Origin of the sequence: Halorussus limi, assembly GCF_023238205.1 — an archaeon.
Classification (GTDB): domain Archaea; phylum Halobacteriota; class Halobacteria; order Halobacteriales; family Haladaptataceae; genus Halorussus; species Halorussus limi.
The window spans coordinates 2,128,730-2,146,194 of record NZ_CP096659.1 but is presented as its reverse complement, the minus strand read 5'-3'; the positions used below and the strand labels follow the sequence as shown (position 1 = coordinate 2,146,194).

The window sequence follows — 17,465 nt, the reverse complement described above, 5'->3', positions numbered from 1 at the left end:
CGCCCGAATCGGGCGACATGGACGACATTGGCGACGCACTCGACGGCGACGGCGTCACTGGCATCTTCGCGCGCGAGTCGTCGTATCTGGACCGATACGTCCAACTCGGGACCGCGAGCGGTCGGGTCCTCAGCGTCTCGTTCCCGGAGGTTCCCGACGAGGAGGCCGCCGAGGACCACGACCTGCTCGACCGCATCTTCGACTACCTCGACGGCATCGAGGACGACGACTTCTCGGACGTGGTGGTCGCGCTCACGGTTCCGACCTACAAGCGCCGCGTGCTGGAGTCCGTCCGCGGAATTCCCTACGGCGACCAGGTGAACGTCGAGACGCTGACCCGGATGACCAGCGGCATCGACCACACCGACGAGGAGGACCTGGATCTGGTCCGGACCGCGCTCGACGAGAACCCCGCGCCGCTCCTGATTCCGGACCACCGAGTCCGAGACGGGCCGAGCGCCGCACCGGCCGCGGTCGAACAGAAGTTGCGCTCGCTGGAGGGGTTGTGAGCGGGCGACGCGACGCACTGCAGAGCACCGCCGCGCACTGTCGCACACCGCCGCGCAATTTTCGCGGCGACCGATAACAGAACCACTAAACGCGCGCCGTAAAAAAGAAGAGTCATGCAGCGCGAGCCGCAGAACTTCGGGCGCGTCCTCTCCTCGATGTGTACCGTGCCCCACCCCGACGCCCGCGAGGCCGCCCGGCGGTTCCTCGCCGACAACCCCGGCGACCCCACGACCTACCCTGCGGTCGCCGAACTGGAGCGCGAGGCCGTCGAACTTCTCGGCGAGATAACCGGCCTCGACGACCCGCACGGCTACGTCGCCAGCGGCGGGACCGAGGCCAACCTGCAGGCCGTCAGGGCCGCGCGGAACCTCGCGGACGGCGACGACCCGAACGTCGTCGCGCCCGAGAGCGCCCACTTCAGTTTCCAGAAGGCCGCCGACGTGCTGGGCGTGGAACTCCGACTCGCGCCCGTGGACGACGACCGGCGAGTCGACCTCGACGCCGTCCGGCGACTCGCCGACGACGAGACCGCGCTGATAGCCGGCGTGGCCGGGACCACCGAGTACGGCCGCGTGGACCCGATTCCGGACCTCGGCGAAGTCGCCCGCGAGGTCGGGGCGCTCCTCCACGTGGACGCCGCGTGGGGCGGATTCGTCCTGCCGTTCACCGACTGGGCGTGGAACTTCGCCGACGCCCCCGTCGACACGATGGCTATCGACCCGCACAAGATGGGGCGCGCGCCGGTCCCCGCGGGCGGCTTTCTCGCCCGCGACGAGGCGACGCTGGACGCGCTCGCCGTGGACACGCCGTACCTCGAATCGACTTCGCAGGCGACGCTGACCGGCACTCGGAGCGGCGCGGGCGTCGCCGGCGCGAAGGCCGCGATGGACGCCCTCTGGCGCGAGGGCTACCGCGAGAACTACGAGCGCGGACAGGCCAACGCCGAGTGGGTCGCCGACGCGCTCGAATCCCGGGGCTACGGGGTCGTCGACCCCGTCCTCCCGCTGGTCGCCGCCGACATCCCCCGCGAGGAGATTTCGGCGCTCCAGTCGGCGGGGTGGCGGGTCTCGCCCACCGCGACCGGCGAGTTGCGAATCGTCTGCATGCCCCACGTCACTCGCGAGATGCTGGAGGAGTTCCTCGCGGACCTCGACTCGGTCTGAGCGCCCGCCCGAACAGCTTTTTCCGTCTCGTCGGCGTCCGTGGGACCCATACGATGGAGTCGCCCGACCCGGCCGCCGATTCGTCCCCGCCCGAATCCGGCGACGGACCGCCGACGCCCGAACCCCCGGACCCGCCGGAGGGGTACCGCGAACCGGTCGCGTTCGAGTATCCGGCGGTGTGGTTGTCGGTCGGGTCGCTCGTCCTGTTCGTCGCCGCGTACCTCGGGTTCGGGCGACTGATGGGCGCGCTCCGGGCCGACACCGCGCTGGAGTTCACGGTCGGCCCGACCGGAATCGGCGTCGTCGCGCTCCTGTCGGTCGGTACCATCGTCGTCCACGAACTCGTCCACGGACTGGTCTACCGCCTGCTCGGCTACCGGGTCCAGTACGGTCTCGCGCTGAACATGGGCGCGGCCTACGCCGCCGCCTTCGGCCAGTTCCAGACCCGCTGGGACAACCTGCGGGTCGGACTCACGCCGCTGGTCGCGTTCACGGTCGTCCTGACGCCCCTGCTCGCGGGGCCGTTGGTGGTCGCGCTCGCGGCGTTCCTCGTCCTCGTCGTAAACACCGGGGGCGCAATCGGGGACCTCTACCTCTCGTGGCGAATCCTCCGGATGCCCGAGGGAACCCTGCTCTACGACATCGACGCGCGCCACTCCTACGTCTACTACCCCGAAGCGTGAGCGTCGCTCCGGCGGACGCAGGCGCTCAGGACTCGGCGGTCCCGGTGTCGGACCCCGCGTCGGTGCCGGGGTCGCTCTGGGCGTCGGAACTCGACCGCACGTCGCGCTGAGCGTCGCCGCCGATGCGCTCTATCTCCGCGCCGAGGGCGTTGCGCTTGACGCTCCGGAGGCCCTTCTCGGCGGCCCGCCGGGAGGAGTAGCCCTGCCCCGAGTCGGCGATGGTGTTGCCGTTGTCGTGGACGAGTCGCCAGCGCCACTTGCCGTCCTTGCCCTCGTAGACCTCGAAGGAGGCCTTCGCGGGCGGTTCGAACGCCTCGACGGTCGAGCCGTCGAGTTGGCGCATCTCGACCCGACCGCCGGTCCACCGCCGGACGGATCGCTTGGTGGCGTCTCTCCCCTTGCGGACCAGCGAGGGGGCGACTCGCTCGACGGTGTCGAGCGCGTCGAACGCGTCCGACACCAGCGAGGACGACGAAAAGTCCCGGACAAGCACGCGCTCGCCGTCCCGGTAGAGCGAAATCGAGAGCCCCCGCCACTCGACGCCGTCGGTCTCCGGCGGTTCGGGCGGTTCGACTGCGGTTCCCTCCTCGGTCCACGTCTCGTCGCGCCGGTAGTCGATTTCGGCGGTCGCCGCCGCGAGTTCGGCGTCGTCGCTCCGGTACGAGAGTCGGGCGCGGAGTCGCGGGTGCGCGACGAGGGTGTACTCGTGGTCGAACATGGACTCGTTTAGCGGCCGGACGTGCTTGAGTCTGTTCGCCGGGGGTCGGGTCCGACGGGCGATTCTGTCACGGAATCGCGCGAGAAACGAAGACAAAAAGCTCATAACGGTGCTTCGCTCTCATCCACCTGTGTTCGGCATCGTTGCCCCCGCGCTCGTCGACGGCGTCGCTCTCGGGTCCTTCGAGTGGTTGGAACACGTCGTCGAGACCACTACGGGGTGGGCGGGTCTCGCCATCATCTTCGTCTACTCGTTTCTCATCGCGTTCGCGCTCCCCGGCGTGAGCGAGGTGGTGCTGGCCGCGCCGCTGGACCTCGGTCTCTCGCAGGCCGGGCGACTCGCGCTCATCATCGTCGTCAGCGGCCTCGGCAAGGCGGTCGGGAGCGTCTTCGCGTTCCACATCGGCCAAGAGGCGAAGGAGTCGGGTCCAGTCATCGGCTTCCTCCGGCGCTCGCGGTTCGACGTCGTCGAGTGGTCCGAAAACAAGACGCTCCAACTCGCCCGCAAGTGGGGCTACGTCGGGATGGCGCTGGCGCTGTCGGTCCCCTTCTTCCCCGACACGCTCTCCATCTACGCCTTCGCGGTCCTCGAAGAGGACTACGTCAAGTTCGCGCTGGCGACGTTCGCCGGGAGCGTCGGCCGACTCCTCGTGACCCTCTTTCTCGTCGGGTCGACGGTCGCCGCGCTCTGAACCGCCCGAGCGACGAGCGGCGTTCGCTCACAGTTCTTTCCTCATGCAGGTCGCCGAACTCGGACAGAGGTCGGCGAACTCGGTCGTCTGCCGGATACTCGCCGGAACTCGCTCCCGCTCGACTTCCTCGTATCCGCGCCGGCGGAAGAACGCCGCCGCGGTCGTGGTCAACAGGTACAGCGTCTCCACGCCGTTCGCCTGCGCACGGTCCTCCAGCGCGTCGCACAGCGACGTTCCGTAGCCACGCCCGCGCTTCGATTCCGGAACGACGACCGACCGGAGGAGACCGTTCGACCCGTACGTTTCGACACCGCCGATGCCGACGACCGCCGCGTCGGCCGAGGCGACGAAGAAACGCCCCGACTCCAGTCGCACGTCGCTGTGCGGAAGTCCGTTCGCCTTCAGCAGGGCCTCGACCCGGTCGGCGTCCGCGGCGTCCGCCTTCCGGAGCGTTATCGAAGAGTCAGTCATGTGTTCGGAGTGAACTCCCGTTTCGGGACTCGGTTTTCTCGTCGCGGTACTCGGGTTTTGCGTCTCGGGACTCCGTTTCGGCGGGCGTTCCCAGCGGAGGGATGGCTCGACGGCCCGGAGCGTCGGTCAGCACGGGTCATCGGTGGGAGCCCGTGCGACCGTAATTCGGGCCGTTCCGCCCACGTCGAGCGCGAACCCCCCGCACTCGCTGAAACAGCGGGCCAGTCGGTAGGTGCGGCGTCCGACGGCGAGAAGGCCGGCGGTAGCCGCGACGGCGGCGGTGCCTGTCACGGGGTGGGTGGCGACCCAAATCGCGAGGGGAATCGCCACCATCGCTACGTAACTCACGAAGATGCTCCGCCACGTGAGGTGTCTGTGCGACAAACGGTATCGCGAGTCCGGTGGTGGTCCGTGCATCGGTTATCTCGTCTCCCGTCGGTGAATCGCGGTGATGCGGCGCGATGCGGTCGGCGCGCCGTTCCGTTTCGCTCGGTCCCGTCCGCCGACGACTGCGGTCACGCGGACCGACCCCCGCGCGACGAGTCAGACTCCGACGCCGGTTTCTTCCCTTCGATAGTCGCGGCGACGAGGTAATCGCTCAAATCGTGTTCGTCGTCCCACTCGCGGACGAACTCCTCGCTCTCCGCCTTCGGTTCGATCGACACGTCCGCGAATCCGGCGTCGGTCAGCATCGCTTCGAGCGCGGAAATCGGCGACGCGCCGCCGACGCAGGCCGCCACCGACGCCGGGTCGGCCCGCAGGTCGGCCGGTAGGTCGGCGGTCAACACGACGTCCGAGACGGCGAGGCGTCCGCCCGGTCGGAGGACGCGATACGCCTCGCGGAACACGCGGCGCTTGTCGGGCGAGAGGTTGACGACGCAGTTCGAGAGAATCACGTCGACGGACGCGTCGGCGACCGGGAGGTGTTCGATTTCGCCGAGTCGGAACTCGACGTTCGACGCGTCGTTCGTCTCGGCGTTCTCGCGGGCCTTCTCGACCATCTCGGGCGTCATATCGACGCCCACGACGCGGCCGGCCGACCCGACCTCTCGGGCCGCGAGGAAGCAGTCGAATCCGCCGCCGGAACCGAGGTCGAGGACGGTGTCGCCCTCCTCCAAGTCGGCTATCGCGGTCGGATTGCCGCAACCGAGGCTGGCGTCCGCTCCCGCGTCGACGGCGTCGAGGTCGGCGTCGGAGTAGCCGCGTCGGTGCGCCCGGTCGGTGGCGTCGTCCGGGTCGCTGTCGGTGTCGTCGCTCTCGCAGCAGTCGGTGTCGCAACACGACGACTCCTCCGTGGCGATTCGCGCGTACCGCTCGCGCACGGCGGTGCGCTGGTCCGCGGCGTCGAGGCCGTCACCGTCGAGGCTGTCGGCATCGGCGTCGGCGGCGGACGCGTCGTCAGTCATCGTCGAGTGACCTCGTGTCGTCGAGAACGTCGAGGAGTCGCTGCGCGCGCGGCGTCGCGGTGTAGTACCGCCAGCGGCCCTCCTTCCGGCGCTCGACCAGTCCGGCGGCGAAGAGCCGCGAGAGCGCTTGACTGACCGCGCCTTGGCTCACTCCGAGCGCGGGTTCCAACTCGCAGACGCAGACGTCCTCGTCGGCCTCGGCGATGAGTCGGAGCGCTTCGTACCGAGTGTCGTTGCCCAAGGTCGCGAGCGTCTGAACGTCGTCGGCTACCTCCGATTCCGGCAGGGAGTGGCCGACCGAACAGCAACCAGTCGCCTCCGGGCCTCTCTCGTCGGGAGTCTGACCGCTCGTCTCCTGTCCACTCATTTTAGCACGTGCTAATATTAGGCTCTGCTAATATAAGCGTTCGGGTGGCACGGGCGACGGGCGGTCGAGGAGAGACGCTACGGCGGAACCGAGGAGTCGAGCACCGTCGCGCACGGCCTCCGGCGACAGCGGCCGTCGCCGAAGACTTACGGGCGGTCCGGCCCGAATCGGTGGTATGCAGCGAATCGAGGTGAGCGGCCGTGGCGGATAGCTCGCGGGTCGTGCAGGCGTCGGTCGTACTTATCGGAGCGGTCGTGGCGGTGGCGCTCGGATGGCTCCTGTTCGTCGAGGTGCCCGAGGGCAACCTCGCGCGTCTCCTCGGAGTCGTGCTGGCCGTCCTCGGGGGCGTCCTCGGCGCGCGAGCGGCCGGAAGCCTCGCCTCCGGGTGGTTCGCCGACTACGACGTGGCGGAGGTGGCCGTCGAAGGTCCCATCACCCGGGACGGCGGCGGGAGCTCGATTCCGCCGCGGCCCGGCGGCACGCCCGCCGACGACGTCGTGGAGCAAATCGAGACCGCCGACGAGGACGACGCCGCCCGGGCCCTGCTCCTGCGACTCAACACGCCCGGCGGCGAAGTGGTGCCCAGCGACGACATCCGACTCGCGGCCGAGCGGTTCGACGGTCCGACGGTCGCCTACGCGACGGACGTGTGCGCCAGCGGCGGCTACTGGATAGCCAGCGGCTGTGACGCCATCTACGCTCGCGAGGGGAGCATCGTCGGCTCCATCGGCGTCATCGGTTCGCGGGTCAACGCCAAGGGAGCGGCCGACAAGTTGGGGCTGGAGTACGAGCGCTTGGCGGCGGGCAAGTACAAGGACGCGGGCACGTCGCTCAAAGAGATGACCGAGGACGAGCGCGAGTACCTGCAGGGCATCATCGACGGCTACTACGAGGAGTTCGTCGAGCGCGTGACCGACGGCCGGGAGTTGAGCGACGAGCAGGTCCGGGACACCGAGGCGAGGGTCTACCTCGGCGACGACGCCGAGTCCATCGGTCTCGTGGACGAACTCGCCACGAAACGACAGGTCGAGGACCGACTCGCGGCCGACCTCGGCGTCGAGGAGGTCACCGTCGAGGAGTTCGAACCGGAGCGCGGCGTGATGGACCGCCTCCGCGGCGGGTCCCAAGCGGTCGCGTACGCCTTCGGCGCGGGCATCGCCAGCGCCCTCGGCGCCGAGGACGGCAAGAGCGTGGACGGCTTCGAGTTCGAGTTGCGGTAGCCGGAGCGTCGATTCGGCAATCTACGTCGTTTCTAAACGTGGCTATATATTCTTTAAAGCCACATCGTTAATTCCAATTTCGGCGCGTGCGGGCGCGTCGGCCGCGGCCGACGCGCCCACCACGCGAGGAACGAGGACCGCAAGCCGGAGTGAAACGGGAGCGAGGACCGCAGTCGGTCGGAGAGGAGGTGGCGCGGTGCCGTGGGGTCGGTCGCGGTCTGATTGGCGTCGGCGACGGCGCGGTTCGCTGTTGCGGTGCGGGGTCCGCCCGTAGAACGTCACGAACCGCCGAGAGCGGTCGAACCGACTCCGCGAACACCGACCGCTACCGAACTCCGAAGACCGGAGAAAGCGAAAACCTGCGAACCCGAGTAGACGGAAGGCTATCTCACTTGAACCGGAACGTCTCCAGATTCTTCGGCGCGAACGTCCGCATGTTGAACTCGTGGTAGAGCGACGACGAGAGGTCCTGCGTCGAGGACTCGTCGCCGTGGACGCACAGCACCTTCTCGGGCCGGGGGTTCATCGTCTTCACGAAGTTCATCAGGCCCTGCCGGTCGGCGTGGCCGGAGAAGCCGTCGACCGTCTCCACGTCGAGTTCGAGCGAGAGTTTGCCGTTACGGCCGCCGCCGCGGTTCATCGGAATCTCGTCCCACCCGTTCTGGATGCGTCGGCCCAGCGTCCCCTGCGCCTGATAGCCGACGAACGTCATCGTGTTGTCGGGGTCGCCGCCGAGGTGTTCGAGCCACGACATGATGGGGCCGCCCGTGACCATGCCGGAGGTCGAGAGGATGATGCACTGGTCGCCGTCGGCCACGTCCTGTCGTTCCTCCTCGCCGCCGTCGATGTGGTTGAACTGGTCGGCGAGGAAGGGGTTCTCGTCCTCGTGGAAGATGCGGTCCCGGAGGTCGTCGCGCAGGTACTCGGGGTAGGTCGTGTGGATGGCGGTCGCCTCCCAGATCATGCCGTCGAGGTGGACCGGCATCTCGGGGATGTCGCCGTTTCGCATCGCCTCCTCGATGACGAGCATCATCTCCTGGGACCGACCCACCGCGAAGGCCGGGATGACGACCTTCCCGCCCTTCTCGTAGGTGTCGTTGATGACCTCCTTGAGTCTGCGCTCGGAGTCCTCTTGGTCGGTCTGGTAGTCGTTGCGACCGCCGTAGGTCGACTCCAGCACGAGCGTCTCGACTCGGGGGAAGTCGTTGACCGCGCCGTTGAACAGGCGGGTGTCGTCGTAGTGGATGTCGCCCGAGAACGCGACGTTGTAGAGGCCGTCGCCGATGTGGAAGTGCGAGACGGCCGACCCGAGGATGTGGCCCGCGTTGTGGAGGGTGAGTTTCACGTCGGGCGCGATGTCGGTCACGTCGCCGTACTCCAGCGGGATGGTGTGCTTGATGGCCTCCCGGACCATCTCCGAGTCGTAGGGCGGCGTGCGACCTTCCTTGGCGGCCACGTCGAGGTAGTCGAGTTGGAGCAGGCCCATCAGGTCGCGGGTCGGTTCCGTCGTGTAGATGGGGCCGTCGTAGCCGTACTTGAACAGGAGCGGAATCAGCGCCGAGTGGTCGAGGTGGGCGTGGGTCAACACCACCGCGTCGATGGTGTTGGCGCCCGCGCCCAGCGCCTCCTCGACTTGGAGGTAGGGAACCTCGTCCTCCGCGCCGGGTTTGTCGCCGCAGTCGATGAGAACGCGCGTCTCGGGCGTCGAGAGAATGAACGAGGCCCGACCGACCTCCCGACAACAGCCGAGAGTCGTGATGCGTACGTACTCGTCGTCGGACATCTCCTCGCGGTGAATCTGGCGACCCACCTTCTCCAAGATGCTCCGGCGCTCGTCGCGCTCCTGTTTCAGGAAGTTCCGGACGTTCGAGACCGTCGAGGACTCGATGGGCGGGGTCCGGACGACTTCCGGAGTCCAGCCGACCTCTTGGGTAATCTCACGGAGGGTCGAACCGTGCTTGCCGATGACCATCCCCGGCTTCTCGGCCTCGATGACCACCTCGCCGGTGTCGGCGTGGAAGTCGAGGTCGGTCACGCCGGCCTCCTCGGGGATGACGTCGAGCACTTGCTCGCGGGCGTCTTCGGGCCGCGACAGCACGTCCGGGTCGGGCCGGACGGTGATGCGCTTGCGAAGTTGGCTGGCCAACTGCCGGATGAGGTCGCCGTTCCGGGCGAACTTCTTGGGGTCGCGCGTGTACACGACCAGTTCCGGGCCTTCGTACTTCACGTCGGATACCGAGATGTCGCTCGGTAACTCGGTCGTAATCTCTGCTCGCAGGTCCTCTAATTGCTGGTCTACTTTACTCATAGTGAAAAAGTGGTTCCGTCTGTCCGTACTGTCACTCCGCTCGCGTTCGGGCCGACCGGTCGCGCGCCACCGCGTGCTAACTGCTCACGGTCGCACGTTCGACCGGTCGAGATGCCGTCAAGACTACGATGCAGAGTACAGCACAGCATAGATTTCCTTCTCCGCGGGATATGGAACTCGCGCGTCGGCGAGTCGTCCACGTCCCCGGGACCACCGGGGAAGACCGGACGCTCACTCGGGGACGCAGGAAAACCCGCTTATGCGGCATTAGTTGCCGATGTTATAAAAGCCTTCTCAATGCGGGCAACCGCGCCGCCTACGGCGGGCGTGCGAGGCCCAACGGCGTCCGAACGCGTCCGCTCGAAAACAGAAACCGAAAGCACAGGTCCAAGTCGGCGGGCGTCGTCGCCTCCGATATGCGAATGACTCCCGAGCGCGTCGCCGACGAGTACGAGTGGGTCCGCGGCCGGGCCGACGTTGTGGTTCCGCTGGTCAACGAGGTCCGGACGGGTCTCGGCGACCTGTTCGACACCGAGGTCGGCGAGGTCGACGCCGACGCCTACCGCGAGGCGGTCGATACCGTCTTCGCCGACGGCGACCGCGCGGTCAACGTCGCCGCGCTAGTCGCCGTTCTCCGCGAGTTGGACGTGGAGGGCGACTATCCGGGGTTCGTGGTGGACGAGATTCTGGGTCGTGAACTCGCCGGAACTATCGCGGGGACCCAACCGCTCAGACTGCTCGGCGAGGCGACGTTCCACTACGCGGACGTGAGCGTCCACGCCGACGAGGACCGCGAGGCCGCGGGCGCGGACGATTTAGACGCCGCTCTCGCGGCCGGGTTCCAGACGCGACTCCCGGGGTGGGACTGGCGCGAGAGCGAGAGTCCGTTCGCCGTCGAACGCGCTGACGACTAACTCTCCTCGTCGTCGGCCACCTCGTCGCCCTCCCACCCTTCGACGTAGACCCGGTCGTCGCTCACGCCCTGCTCGTCGAGGTAGTCCTGCGTGTCCACCACCATCTGGGGCACGCCGCAGACGTAGAAGTCCCGGCCGCCGAAGCCGTCCAGATAGTCGGCGAGGTGGTCCTGCACGTGGCCCTCCGCTCCCGGCCACCCCTCGTCGGCCTCCGAGAGGACGTAGGTCACGTCGAAGTCCGGGTAATCGGCCGCCAGTTGGTCGAGCGTCTCGCGGTAGATGACGTTCTCCTCGTCCTTCTCGCCGAAGAAGAAGTGCGCGCGGCCGGTCCCCTCCCGGACGTACTGCTTGGCCATCGCTATCATCGGCGTGATGCCGGTCCCCGTCGAAACGAAGGCCACGTCCGAATCGAGGTCCCGGAGGTAGAGGTTCCCGCCCAGTTCTTCGATTTCGATTCGGTCGCCCGGCGTCCGCTCGTGCATCCACGTCGAGGCGACGCCGTCGGGGTAGCGCTTGACGGCGAGCGTGATTCGCTCGGAACCGGGCATCGCCGTCGCGGTGTAAGGCCGGACGACTTCGTCGTCTTCGTCGCCCGAAGCCTCGTCCACCGCCGGACTCTCGGAACGGGGGAAGTGGACGTGGGTGTGCTGGCCGGGGTCGAAGTCGAACCGATAGCCGTCGGATTCGAGGACGAACTGCTCGACCGTCGGCGTCATCTGGTGGACGGACGTGACCGTGACTTCGTGGGTGTCGGTCATCGTGGAGTCGGGGGTGATACGCCGGACGTTCGGATAACTCGGGTGGCCGACAGACCCGTTGGGGCTACTCTAAGACTCCGCTGTCCCGGAGTCGCTGGCGGCCGAGTTTCCGAACGTCCACGTCTCCGGCCCGGACCGACTCGACCGAAACGAAGCGGGCGTCGGCGGCGTCGGACCCGGCCGCCACCTCGCCGTCGGTCGAAGCGCGGTCGATGCGGAAGTTTATCGAGCGGTAGTTCGCCCGCGGTCCCGCCGAGAGGACCGTCCCGACGAGGGCCAGCGCCTCGGGGTCCGCGACGAATCCGGTCTCCTCCCGGAGTTCGCGGGCGGCCGCCTCGCGGGCGGGTTCGTCGTACTCGGGGTGTCCCGCCGGGAGGTCCCAGCGACCGGCGTCTCGGCCACCGTCGCGCTGGATGAGTAACACGCGGTCCTCGTCCCGGACGGTCACGCTCGTCGTCGGCACCGACTGGCGCCACCACGTCTGCTCGCAGGACGAGCAGTGGTTCCGTTCTCTGCCTTCGAATTCGACGGTCGTGAGTTCCGCGCCGCAGTCCGGGCAGTAGTCGGCCAAGACGGCTATCATCGTCCGGGCAATCGTACCGGACGCTCTTGAATTGATGGTATTCCGACAGGTATATCTCGGCCGCGTTCGACCGGGCGACCATGCAGTCCGCCACGCTCTGTTACCTCCTCCGGCCCGAGAGCGAGGAGGTCCTGCTCATCCGGAAGAAGCGCGGTCTCGGCGAGGGCAAGTTCGTCGGTCCCGGCGGAAAGGTCGAGGACGGCGAGACCCCGAGCGAGTGCGTCGTGCGCGAGGTCGAAGAGGAGATTCGAGTCACGCCCCGCGACCCCGAGAAGGTCGGCGAGTTCAGATTTATCTTCGGCGACGAGCCCCGGATGTTCGTCCACGTCTTCCGCGCCGAGGAGTTCGCCGGAGAGCCAGAACCGACCCCGGAGGCCGACCCCGAGTGGTTCGACTACGAGTCGGTTCCCTACGACGAAATGTGGGAGGACGACCGCTACTGGTTACCCCACCTACTCGACGGCGAGACCTTCGCGGGCGAGTTCGTCTTCGACGCCGAGGGCGACGAACTGCGCGAGTGGGCGGTCGAGACCGGCGTGCGAGAGGTGGACGCGATTGAGACGTTCTGACGCCGTTCTCCTCGGCACGCCGACCGCCTCGCGGACGGGTCGAACAGTTACCATAGCTTCACCGCATTTAAGACCACATCGAAGAAACTCCTACGCAATGACCGACGACGAGCAGGAACTCGGCATCACCGAGCGAAAGGAGTACAGTCCCGGAGAGTGGTACGCGGAGGTCGTCCAGAAGGCCGAACTCGCCGACTACGCGCCCATGGGCGGGTTCATCGTCACTCGCCCCCGCGGGTACGCCCTCTGGGAGGGCGTCCAGGAGTTCCTCGACGAGAAGTTCAAGTCGACCGGCGCGCAGAACGCCTACTTCCCCGCGCTCATCCCAGAGAGCTACCTCGAACGCGAGAGCGACATCGTGGAGGGGTTCGACCCCGAAGTCGCGTGGGTCACCCACGGCGGCCACGAGGAACTCGAAGAGCGCCTCGCGTTCCGGCCCACCAGCGAGTCCATCATCACGCCGTTCATGAGCAACTGGGTCCGGAGCCACCGCGACCTGCCCCTGCGCCTGAACCAGTGGTGTAGCGTCATCCGGTGGGAGGCCACCGAGACCAAGCCGTTCTTCCGGACCAAGGAGTTCCTCTGGCAGGAGGGCCACACCGCCCACGAGTCCGAGGACGAGGCGTGGGACGAGACGATGACCCGCCTCGACCAGTACGAGAGCCTCTACGAGGACGTGCTGGCCATCCCGGTCCTCCGGGGTCGCAAGCCCGCACACGACAAGTTCCCCGGCGCCCACACCACCACGACCGTCGAGGCGCTGATGCCCGACGGCAAGTCGGTGCAGGGCGGCACCTCCCACTACCTCGGACAGGGCTTCGCGGAGGCCTACGACCTGACCTACACCGACGAGGACGAGGAGGAAGCCGTCGCGCACACGACCTCGTGGGGCCTCTCGTGGCGCGCGCTCGGCGCGCTCATCATGACCCACTCCGACGACCAAGGCTTCGTCTGCCCGCCCAGAATCGCGCCCGAGCAGGTCGTCATCGTCCCCATCTGGAACGAGGACAACCGCGAGGAGGTCCTCGACTACGCCGAGGGCGTCGCCGAGGACTTAGACGACGCGGGCGTCCGCGTCGAACTCGACGACCGCGACGAGCGCAACCCCGGCTTCAAGTTCAACGAGTGGGAACTGAAGGGCGTCCCCGTCCGCATCGAAATCGGCCCCAACGAGGTCGAGGACGACGAGCTAACCGTGGTCCACCGCCCCGACGGCGAGGACACCGTCGAGGACCGCGAGAACGTCGGCGAGACTATCGAGGACCACTTCGACCAAGTGTACGCGAAGCTCTACGACGCCGCGAAGGAGAATCTGGAGGAGAACGTCCGCGAGGCCTACGAGACCTCCCAGATCCTGGGCACCATCGGCCAGCACGGCGGCTACGTCAAGACGCCGTGGTGTGGCGACCAAGCGTGCGAGCAGGTCATCAAGGAGGAGATAGCCGCGGAAATCGTGATGGTTCCGATGGACCGCGACGAGGAACCCATCGGCGACGAGTGCGGCGTCTGCGGCGACGAGGCAGAGGAGACGGCGTACTTCGCGAAGTCGTACTGAGCGCCGTCGATATTTTTTGGTCTGTTTTTGTGGTCCGTCACTGTGTCTCAAGACGAGTTGTAAGAGAACTCTTTGAGAGAGACGGTATCGAGGGAGCTAGCTACTGCTTGAGCCGTCGAATCTACCGCAACCGCACGGCGACGGCCTCACGCCGTCCCAACATCCTGCAGTCCTCGGTCACTCCGCTCCCTGCGGCCCTCGTCTCTCACGCGAACCGGCACGACACGGAGACCGCGTCACCGCGTGCCTGAGTAGCAACCGACGAGCGCCTAGTCGCTCTCGTGGGGCACCGACAGCACGACCGCTTCGCCCGAGAGAACTCGCTCGTCTTCAGTTTCGGCGACCGTCTCGACCCGTAGCCTATCGTCGCCCAACTCTTCCTCGACGGTCACCCTCGCGGTCACGGTCTGGCCCGGACGGACCGAATTCTCGAAGGTCAAATCCTGCGAGAGGTAGACGATGTCGCCCGGCAAGTCCGCGAGCGCGGCGCTCACGACCCCCGCCGACAGCATCCCGTGGGCGACTCGACCGCCGAAGAGGGCCTCGGCGGCGTACTCGTCGTCGCGGTGGATGGGGTTGTCGTCGCCGGTCAAGTCGGCGTAGGCGTCGATGGTCTCCTCGGTGACGGTCAGACTCGCCTCGGCGGCGTCCTCGACAGTTGCGACTGGCATGGTCGAACGTCGCGCCCGCGGCATCTGGCGTTCGTCGAGGAGATGCCCACGTCGGGGCCGGCGAAGATAGACCGGCAGGCCGTGAAGGCGGAGTTCGGCGAAGAGTGAGACTCTGAAGGTAATCCTCGCGCGAAGTAGGTTCGCGGAGAGTGAGAAGCGGCGACCGACCGGCGGTGGGCGGTGGCCGGTGGCTACAGCAGTCGTTCCTTGACGAACCGCGCCAGCGTGGGGATGTCCTCGGTGTGGAAGAGTTTCAGGATGCCGCGGACGCTCCCCGCGTTGGCCTTGCGGAGCGCGTCGGCGTCCACGCGGTTCAGGTCGCGGATGAGGGTGTCGTAGCGCTCGTTGGGCACGAGGTAGAGCAGTTGGGTCATCAGGAGTCGCCGCCGCATCTTCGGGGCGACCCGTTCGTGCCAGAGGTCGTCGTAGACGGCGAGTCTCTCGGCGGAGGTGTCTCGGTCGCTCGACATGAAACACCGGTCGGCGGTGACCGCCGCCGCCCGGCCCGACTTCATGCAGGTGTAGATGCCTTCGCCCCAGAGGGGGTCGATGGTCGGCACCGTGTCGCCGACGGCCATGAAGTTGTCCGTGCTGAAGCCGTCGGGCATCTGGATGTGGGCCGACCCGCGGTGCTGTTTCCCGGCGATACGCTCGGCGGCCTCGAACCGGGGGTCGTTGTCGAGCCAGTACTGGAGGTAGCCGTCGATGCTCATCCCGTCCTTGGCGTAGTCGCGGTGGGCCTCGTTCTGGATGTAGCAGAGGCCGACCTTCGCGGTGTCCTCGCCCGTGTGGAAAATCCACGAGTAGCCCCCCGGCGCGAGGTCGTGGTCGAGGCGCAGCATCATCGCGTCGCTGAGGTCGGCGTAGCCGTCGGCGTCGATGTCGATGCCCTCCAGTTCGTACTCGACGCCGATGGCCTGGTGTTCGCGTTCGAGACCGGTCACGCCGAGGTCCTTGGCCAGCGGCGCGGCCGGACCGGTCGCGTCGACGACGATGTCGCCGTAGACCTCCTGGTCGCCGTTGAACCGAACGCCGACGATGTCGCCGTCGTCCATGATGGGCTTGGACACCCGAGCGTCGAACCAGTACTCCGCACCGTCCTCGCGGGCGTCCTCCACGAGGAAGTTCTTGAAGTCGGCGAACTCCAAGACCGCGCCGGGTTGGCGGCGGACGTAGTGTTCGCTGGGCGACTCCAGCACCACGTCGTCGGTGTAGTTCATCACCACGTCGTCGGGGATGCCGAACGACCCCATCATCGAGGGGAAGGTCCCGGCCGTGGACTTGTTGCTCTGGGCGGGGAACTCGTCCTCGGCCTCGGTTTCGAGGACGACCACGTCGTAGCCGCGCTCGGCCAAGTCCCGCGCGCACTGTGCGCCCGCCGGTCCCGCGCCCGCGATCACGACGTCGAAGTGGTCAGACATAGAGTGGCTCCTCGGAGGTGGTCGCAGACGGCGTTACTGTCCCGAACCCGCGGACCGCGGCGTCGCCGGTCGGTCGGCGAGGTCCGCTCGCCGGTGTCGTATTCGTCCGCAGTCATCTCTACTTCGTGTATTCACCTCTCCTTTAAAAAACGGACGCAAACGCTCTCGCACGGGAATTCTGTTGGCGCGGACCGGGCAAAAGACGAGTCGTGTCAGCGGGTAATCGAGTCCGCCCGTCGGTCGGTTCAGTTGGAGTCGTCCGCCCCGGTCGCGGTCGTCGTCTGCTCGCCTCCGGTCGTCCGCTCGCTCCCGCTCGTCGTCTGGCCGCTTCGGGTCGTGGCTGTCGCACTGCCACGCGTCGCTGTCGCGACCGTCGCGGACCCGCCGTCGCGCCGGTGGACCACCTCGACGGTCCGCGGGACTCGGTCGCGGAATCGGAGGTCGGCGGCGTACTCGACGGTTCCGACGCACTGGGTGCAGACGCCCGCGGCCGGTTCGGTGGTGGCGACCGTCACCCGGAGCGTGTCGGCCGAGGGGGCCGCGACTCCGGCCAGTTTCGCGCCGTAGCACGGGTTGGGAACGCGAATCGACCCCGACACCTCGACCGATCGCTCGCCGAACGAGACGTTGGCGTCGTCGGCCGACCCGCAGGACCCCGAGAACGCGGTGAACGTCCGGGAGACCACCTCGGGCGGACATTCGGCTTCGGTCGTAACGGTCTCGGACCGCACTCGCCCGTCGGCCGTGACCGCCACGTCCGTCCGCGAGTCGTTGCAGTCGAACCGTGCGCGGGACACCTCGACGGTCCCGCCCGACGCGGTCGCTCGGGCGGTCGTCGCGGCGTCGGTCGTCGCGGTCCCGTTCGCTCCGTCGCTCGTTCCCGCACCGGGCCGCACCGCCAGCGCGTAGTCGCCGGGTTCGAGCAATCGAATCGTCAGGTAGCCGTCCGCCGGAAACTCGATACGCCGGTCCAGCGCCGCCCCGCGCTGGTCGCCGCGCCGGACCAGTCGGAGACCGATGGTCCGCGCCCGGTCGCTGTCGTTCCAGACTCGAATCGCGTGCGGCCGGTTGTTCTCGGGGTTCCGGACGCCCGCCCGCGTGCCGACCGAAATCGTCGCGAACGGTCGGTCGGCCGACGACTGGACGCCGGCGAATCCTCGTCCGTCGCTCGTCGTGGTCGCCCTCGTTGTCGGTCCCGTCGCGGTCACCTCGGCGTCCCGTTCGGCCCCTCGCGTTCGCGTCCCGAGCAGGCCCGCCAGTCCGGTCGCCCCCGCGCCGACGACCCCCAGTAGCTCCCGTCGATGCATGGACTACGCCACGGCGCGTCCCCGGATACGCTTGGGGGCCGCTCCGGGTCGCTCCATCGTCGGCGGACGCTCGGTGAGCGACTTCCGTCCGGTGGATTTCCATCCGTTCGCTCCAGACGACGCGCCTTCGGAACGACGAGCGCTACGCTT

19 protein-coding genes are annotated in these 17,465 nt (G+C 67.8%); 8 read left to right on the top strand and 11 right to left on the bottom strand.

The features are described from left to right. Positions 1-17: 17 nt before the first annotated feature. The 3 genes from M0R89_RS11050 (at position 18) to M0R89_RS11040 (ending at position 2,356) form a co-directional block, all read left to right on the top strand. Complete coding sequence (locus M0R89_RS11050; RefSeq protein ID WP_248649145.1) at positions 18-509, top strand: MGMT family protein; 492 nt, start codon at positions 18-20, stop codon at positions 507-509. A gap of 114 nt (positions 510-623) precedes the next feature. Further along, positions 624-1,673, top strand: a complete 1,050-nt coding sequence (mfnA, locus tag M0R89_RS11045; RefSeq protein WP_248649144.1) for a tyrosine decarboxylase MfnA — start codon at positions 624-626, stop codon at positions 1,671-1,673. A gap of 53 nt (positions 1,674-1,726) precedes the next feature. Beyond that, on the top strand, positions 1,727-2,356 hold the full coding sequence (locus tag M0R89_RS11040; protein ID WP_248649143.1) for a DUF3267 domain-containing protein: 630 nt from the start codon (positions 1,727-1,729) through the stop codon (positions 2,354-2,356). 25 nt (positions 2,357-2,381) lie between these two features. On the opposite strand, the gene M0R89_RS11035 is transcribed toward M0R89_RS11040, so the two are convergent. Then, on the bottom strand, positions 2,382-3,074 hold the full coding sequence (locus M0R89_RS11035; RefSeq protein WP_248649142.1) for an HVO_2922 family protein: 693 nt from the start codon (positions 3,072-3,074) through the stop codon (positions 2,382-2,384). 139 nt (positions 3,075-3,213) lie between these two features. On the opposite strand from M0R89_RS11035, the gene M0R89_RS11030 reads away from it, so the two are divergent. Then, positions 3,214-3,765 carry a YqaA family protein gene (locus M0R89_RS11030; protein ID WP_248652261.1) on the top strand — a complete coding sequence of 184 codons (552 nt, stop codon included), beginning with the start codon at positions 3,214-3,216 and terminating at the stop codon, positions 3,763-3,765. A 27-nt stretch (positions 3,766-3,792) separates the two neighbouring features. Here the strand turns inward: M0R89_RS11030 and arsN2 are convergent, their stop codons facing one another. The 4 genes from arsN2 to M0R89_RS11010 all read right to left on the bottom strand — a co-directional run bounded on the left by arsN2 (position 3,793) and on the right by M0R89_RS11010 (position 6,009). Continuing rightward, positions 3,793-4,236: an arsenic resistance N-acetyltransferase ArsN2 gene (arsN2, locus tag M0R89_RS11025; RefSeq protein ID WP_248649141.1), complete on the bottom strand. Its 444-nt coding sequence runs from the start codon at positions 4,234-4,236 to the stop codon at positions 3,793-3,795. 126 nt (positions 4,237-4,362) lie between these two features. Next, positions 4,363-4,584 carry a hypothetical protein gene (locus M0R89_RS11020; RefSeq protein ID WP_248649140.1) on the bottom strand — a complete coding sequence of 74 codons (222 nt, stop codon included), beginning with the start codon at positions 4,582-4,584 and terminating at the stop codon, positions 4,363-4,365. 167 nt (positions 4,585-4,751) lie between these two features. Next, positions 4,752-5,642 carry an arsenite methyltransferase gene (gene arsM, locus M0R89_RS11015; RefSeq protein ID WP_248649139.1) on the bottom strand — a complete coding sequence of 297 codons (891 nt, stop codon included), beginning with the start codon at positions 5,640-5,642 and terminating at the stop codon, positions 4,752-4,754. Beyond that, complete coding sequence (locus M0R89_RS11010) at positions 5,635-6,009, bottom strand: ArsR/SmtB family transcription factor (RefSeq protein ID WP_248649138.1); 375 nt, start codon at positions 6,007-6,009, stop codon at positions 5,635-5,637. The genes arsM and M0R89_RS11010 overlap by 8 nt, the downstream gene beginning before the upstream one ends. Before the next feature lie 200 nt (positions 6,010-6,209). Here M0R89_RS11010 and sppA point away from each other — a divergent pair, with 200 nt between their 5' ends. Continuing rightward, positions 6,210-7,229, top strand: coding sequence for a signal peptide peptidase SppA (gene sppA, locus M0R89_RS11005; protein ID WP_248649137.1), 1,020 nt, complete (start codon positions 6,210-6,212; stop codon positions 7,227-7,229). A gap of 388 nt (positions 7,230-7,617) precedes the next feature. Here sppA and M0R89_RS11000 read toward each other — a convergent pair whose 3' ends face one another. Beyond that, positions 7,618-9,537, bottom strand: a complete 1,920-nt coding sequence (locus tag M0R89_RS11000) for a beta-CASP ribonuclease aCPSF1 (RefSeq protein ID WP_248649136.1) — start codon at positions 9,535-9,537, stop codon at positions 7,618-7,620. 416 nt (positions 9,538-9,953) lie between these two features. On the opposite strand from M0R89_RS11000, the gene M0R89_RS10995 reads away from it, so the two are divergent. Then, on the top strand, positions 9,954-10,451 hold the full coding sequence (locus M0R89_RS10995) for a DUF7984 family protein (protein WP_248649135.1): 498 nt from the start codon (positions 9,954-9,956) through the stop codon (positions 10,449-10,451). Here the strand turns inward: M0R89_RS10995 and M0R89_RS10990 are convergent. Continuing rightward, entirely contained in the window at positions 10,448-11,209 is a 762-nt protein-coding gene (locus M0R89_RS10990; protein ID WP_248649134.1) for a ferredoxin--NADP reductase, read from the bottom strand. The genes M0R89_RS10995 and M0R89_RS10990 overlap by 4 nt on opposite strands. A 64-nt stretch (positions 11,210-11,273) precedes the next feature. After that, the gene (locus M0R89_RS10985; RefSeq protein WP_248649133.1) at positions 11,274-11,792 is read right to left on the bottom strand and encodes an NUDIX hydrolase; all 519 of its coding nucleotides are present in this window, start codon (positions 11,790-11,792) and stop codon (positions 11,274-11,276) included. Between the two features lie 80 nt (positions 11,793-11,872). Between M0R89_RS10985 and M0R89_RS10980 the strand changes: the two genes are divergently transcribed. Next, positions 11,873-12,361, top strand: a complete 489-nt coding sequence (locus M0R89_RS10980; protein ID WP_248649132.1) for an 8-oxo-dGTP diphosphatase — start codon at positions 11,873-11,875, stop codon at positions 12,359-12,361. Between the two features lie 97 nt (positions 12,362-12,458). Continuing rightward, a complete protein-coding gene (gene proS, locus M0R89_RS10975; protein WP_248649131.1) occupies positions 12,459-13,916 on the top strand; it encodes a proline--tRNA ligase in 1,458 nt (485 codons plus the stop codon). 269 nt (positions 13,917-14,185) lie between these two features. Here proS and M0R89_RS10970 read toward each other — a convergent pair whose 3' ends face one another. From M0R89_RS10970 to M0R89_RS10960, 3 genes are all read right to left on the bottom strand, one after another. Further along, entirely contained in the window at positions 14,186-14,587 is a 402-nt protein-coding gene (locus tag M0R89_RS10970; protein ID WP_248649130.1) for a MaoC family dehydratase, read from the bottom strand. Positions 14,588-14,778: 191 nt separating this feature from the next. Next, positions 14,779-16,008 (bottom strand): digeranylgeranylglycerophospholipid reductase, encoded by a 1,230-nt coding sequence (locus tag M0R89_RS10965; RefSeq protein WP_248649129.1) that lies wholly within the window; start codon positions 16,006-16,008, stop codon positions 14,779-14,781. Positions 16,009-16,253: 245 nt separating this feature from the next. After that, positions 16,254-17,315: a hypothetical protein gene (locus tag M0R89_RS10960; protein WP_248649128.1), complete on the bottom strand. Its 1,062-nt coding sequence runs from the start codon at positions 17,313-17,315 to the stop codon at positions 16,254-16,256. Positions 17,316-17,465: the final 150 nt, after the last annotated feature.

Excerpts from the sequence above, each read along its gene's own strand:
- M0R89_RS11050 (WP_248649145.1), top strand. The coding sequence starts at position 18 with ATGGACGACATTGGCGACGCACTCGACGGCGACGGCGTCACTGGCATC.
- mfnA (WP_248649144.1), top strand. The coding sequence starts at position 624 with ATGCAGCGCGAGCCGCAGAACTTCGGGCGCGTCCTCTCCTCGATGTGT.
- M0R89_RS11040 (WP_248649143.1), top strand. The coding sequence starts at position 1,727 with ATGGAGTCGCCCGACCCGGCCGCCGATTCGTCCCCGCCCGAATCCGGC.
- M0R89_RS11035 (WP_248649142.1), bottom strand. The coding sequence starts at position 3,074 with ATGTTCGACCACGAGTACACCCTCGTCGCGCACCCGCGACTCCGCGCC.
- arsN2 (WP_248649141.1), bottom strand. The coding sequence starts at position 4,236 with ATGACTGACTCTTCGATAACGCTCCGGAAGGCGGACGCCGCGGACGCC.
- arsM (WP_248649139.1), bottom strand. The coding sequence starts at position 5,642 with ATGACTGACGACGCGTCCGCCGCCGACGCCGATGCCGACAGCCTCGAC.
- M0R89_RS11010 (WP_248649138.1), bottom strand. The coding sequence starts at position 6,009 with ATGAGTGGACAGGAGACGAGCGGTCAGACTCCCGACGAGAGAGGCCCG.
- M0R89_RS11000 (WP_248649136.1), bottom strand. The coding sequence starts at position 9,537 with ATGAGTAAAGTAGACCAGCAATTAGAGGACCTGCGAGCAGAGATTACG.
- M0R89_RS10995 (WP_248649135.1), top strand. The coding sequence starts at position 9,954 with ATGCGAATGACTCCCGAGCGCGTCGCCGACGAGTACGAGTGGGTCCGC.
- M0R89_RS10990 (WP_248649134.1), bottom strand. The coding sequence starts at position 11,209 with ATGACCGACACCCACGAAGTCACGGTCACGTCCGTCCACCAGATGACG.
- M0R89_RS10985 (WP_248649133.1), bottom strand. The coding sequence starts at position 11,792 with ATGATAGCCGTCTTGGCCGACTACTGCCCGGACTGCGGCGCGGAACTC.
- M0R89_RS10980 (WP_248649132.1), top strand. The coding sequence starts at position 11,873 with ATGCAGTCCGCCACGCTCTGTTACCTCCTCCGGCCCGAGAGCGAGGAG.
- proS (WP_248649131.1), top strand. The coding sequence starts at position 12,459 with ATGACCGACGACGAGCAGGAACTCGGCATCACCGAGCGAAAGGAGTAC.
- M0R89_RS10970 (WP_248649130.1), bottom strand. The coding sequence starts at position 14,587 with ATGCCAGTCGCAACTGTCGAGGACGCCGCCGAGGCGAGTCTGACCGTC.
- M0R89_RS10965 (WP_248649129.1), bottom strand. The coding sequence starts at position 16,008 with ATGTCTGACCACTTCGACGTCGTGATCGCGGGCGCGGGACCGGCGGGC.
- M0R89_RS10960 (WP_248649128.1), bottom strand. The coding sequence starts at position 17,315 with ATGCATCGACGGGAGCTACTGGGGGTCGTCGGCGCGGGGGCGACCGGA.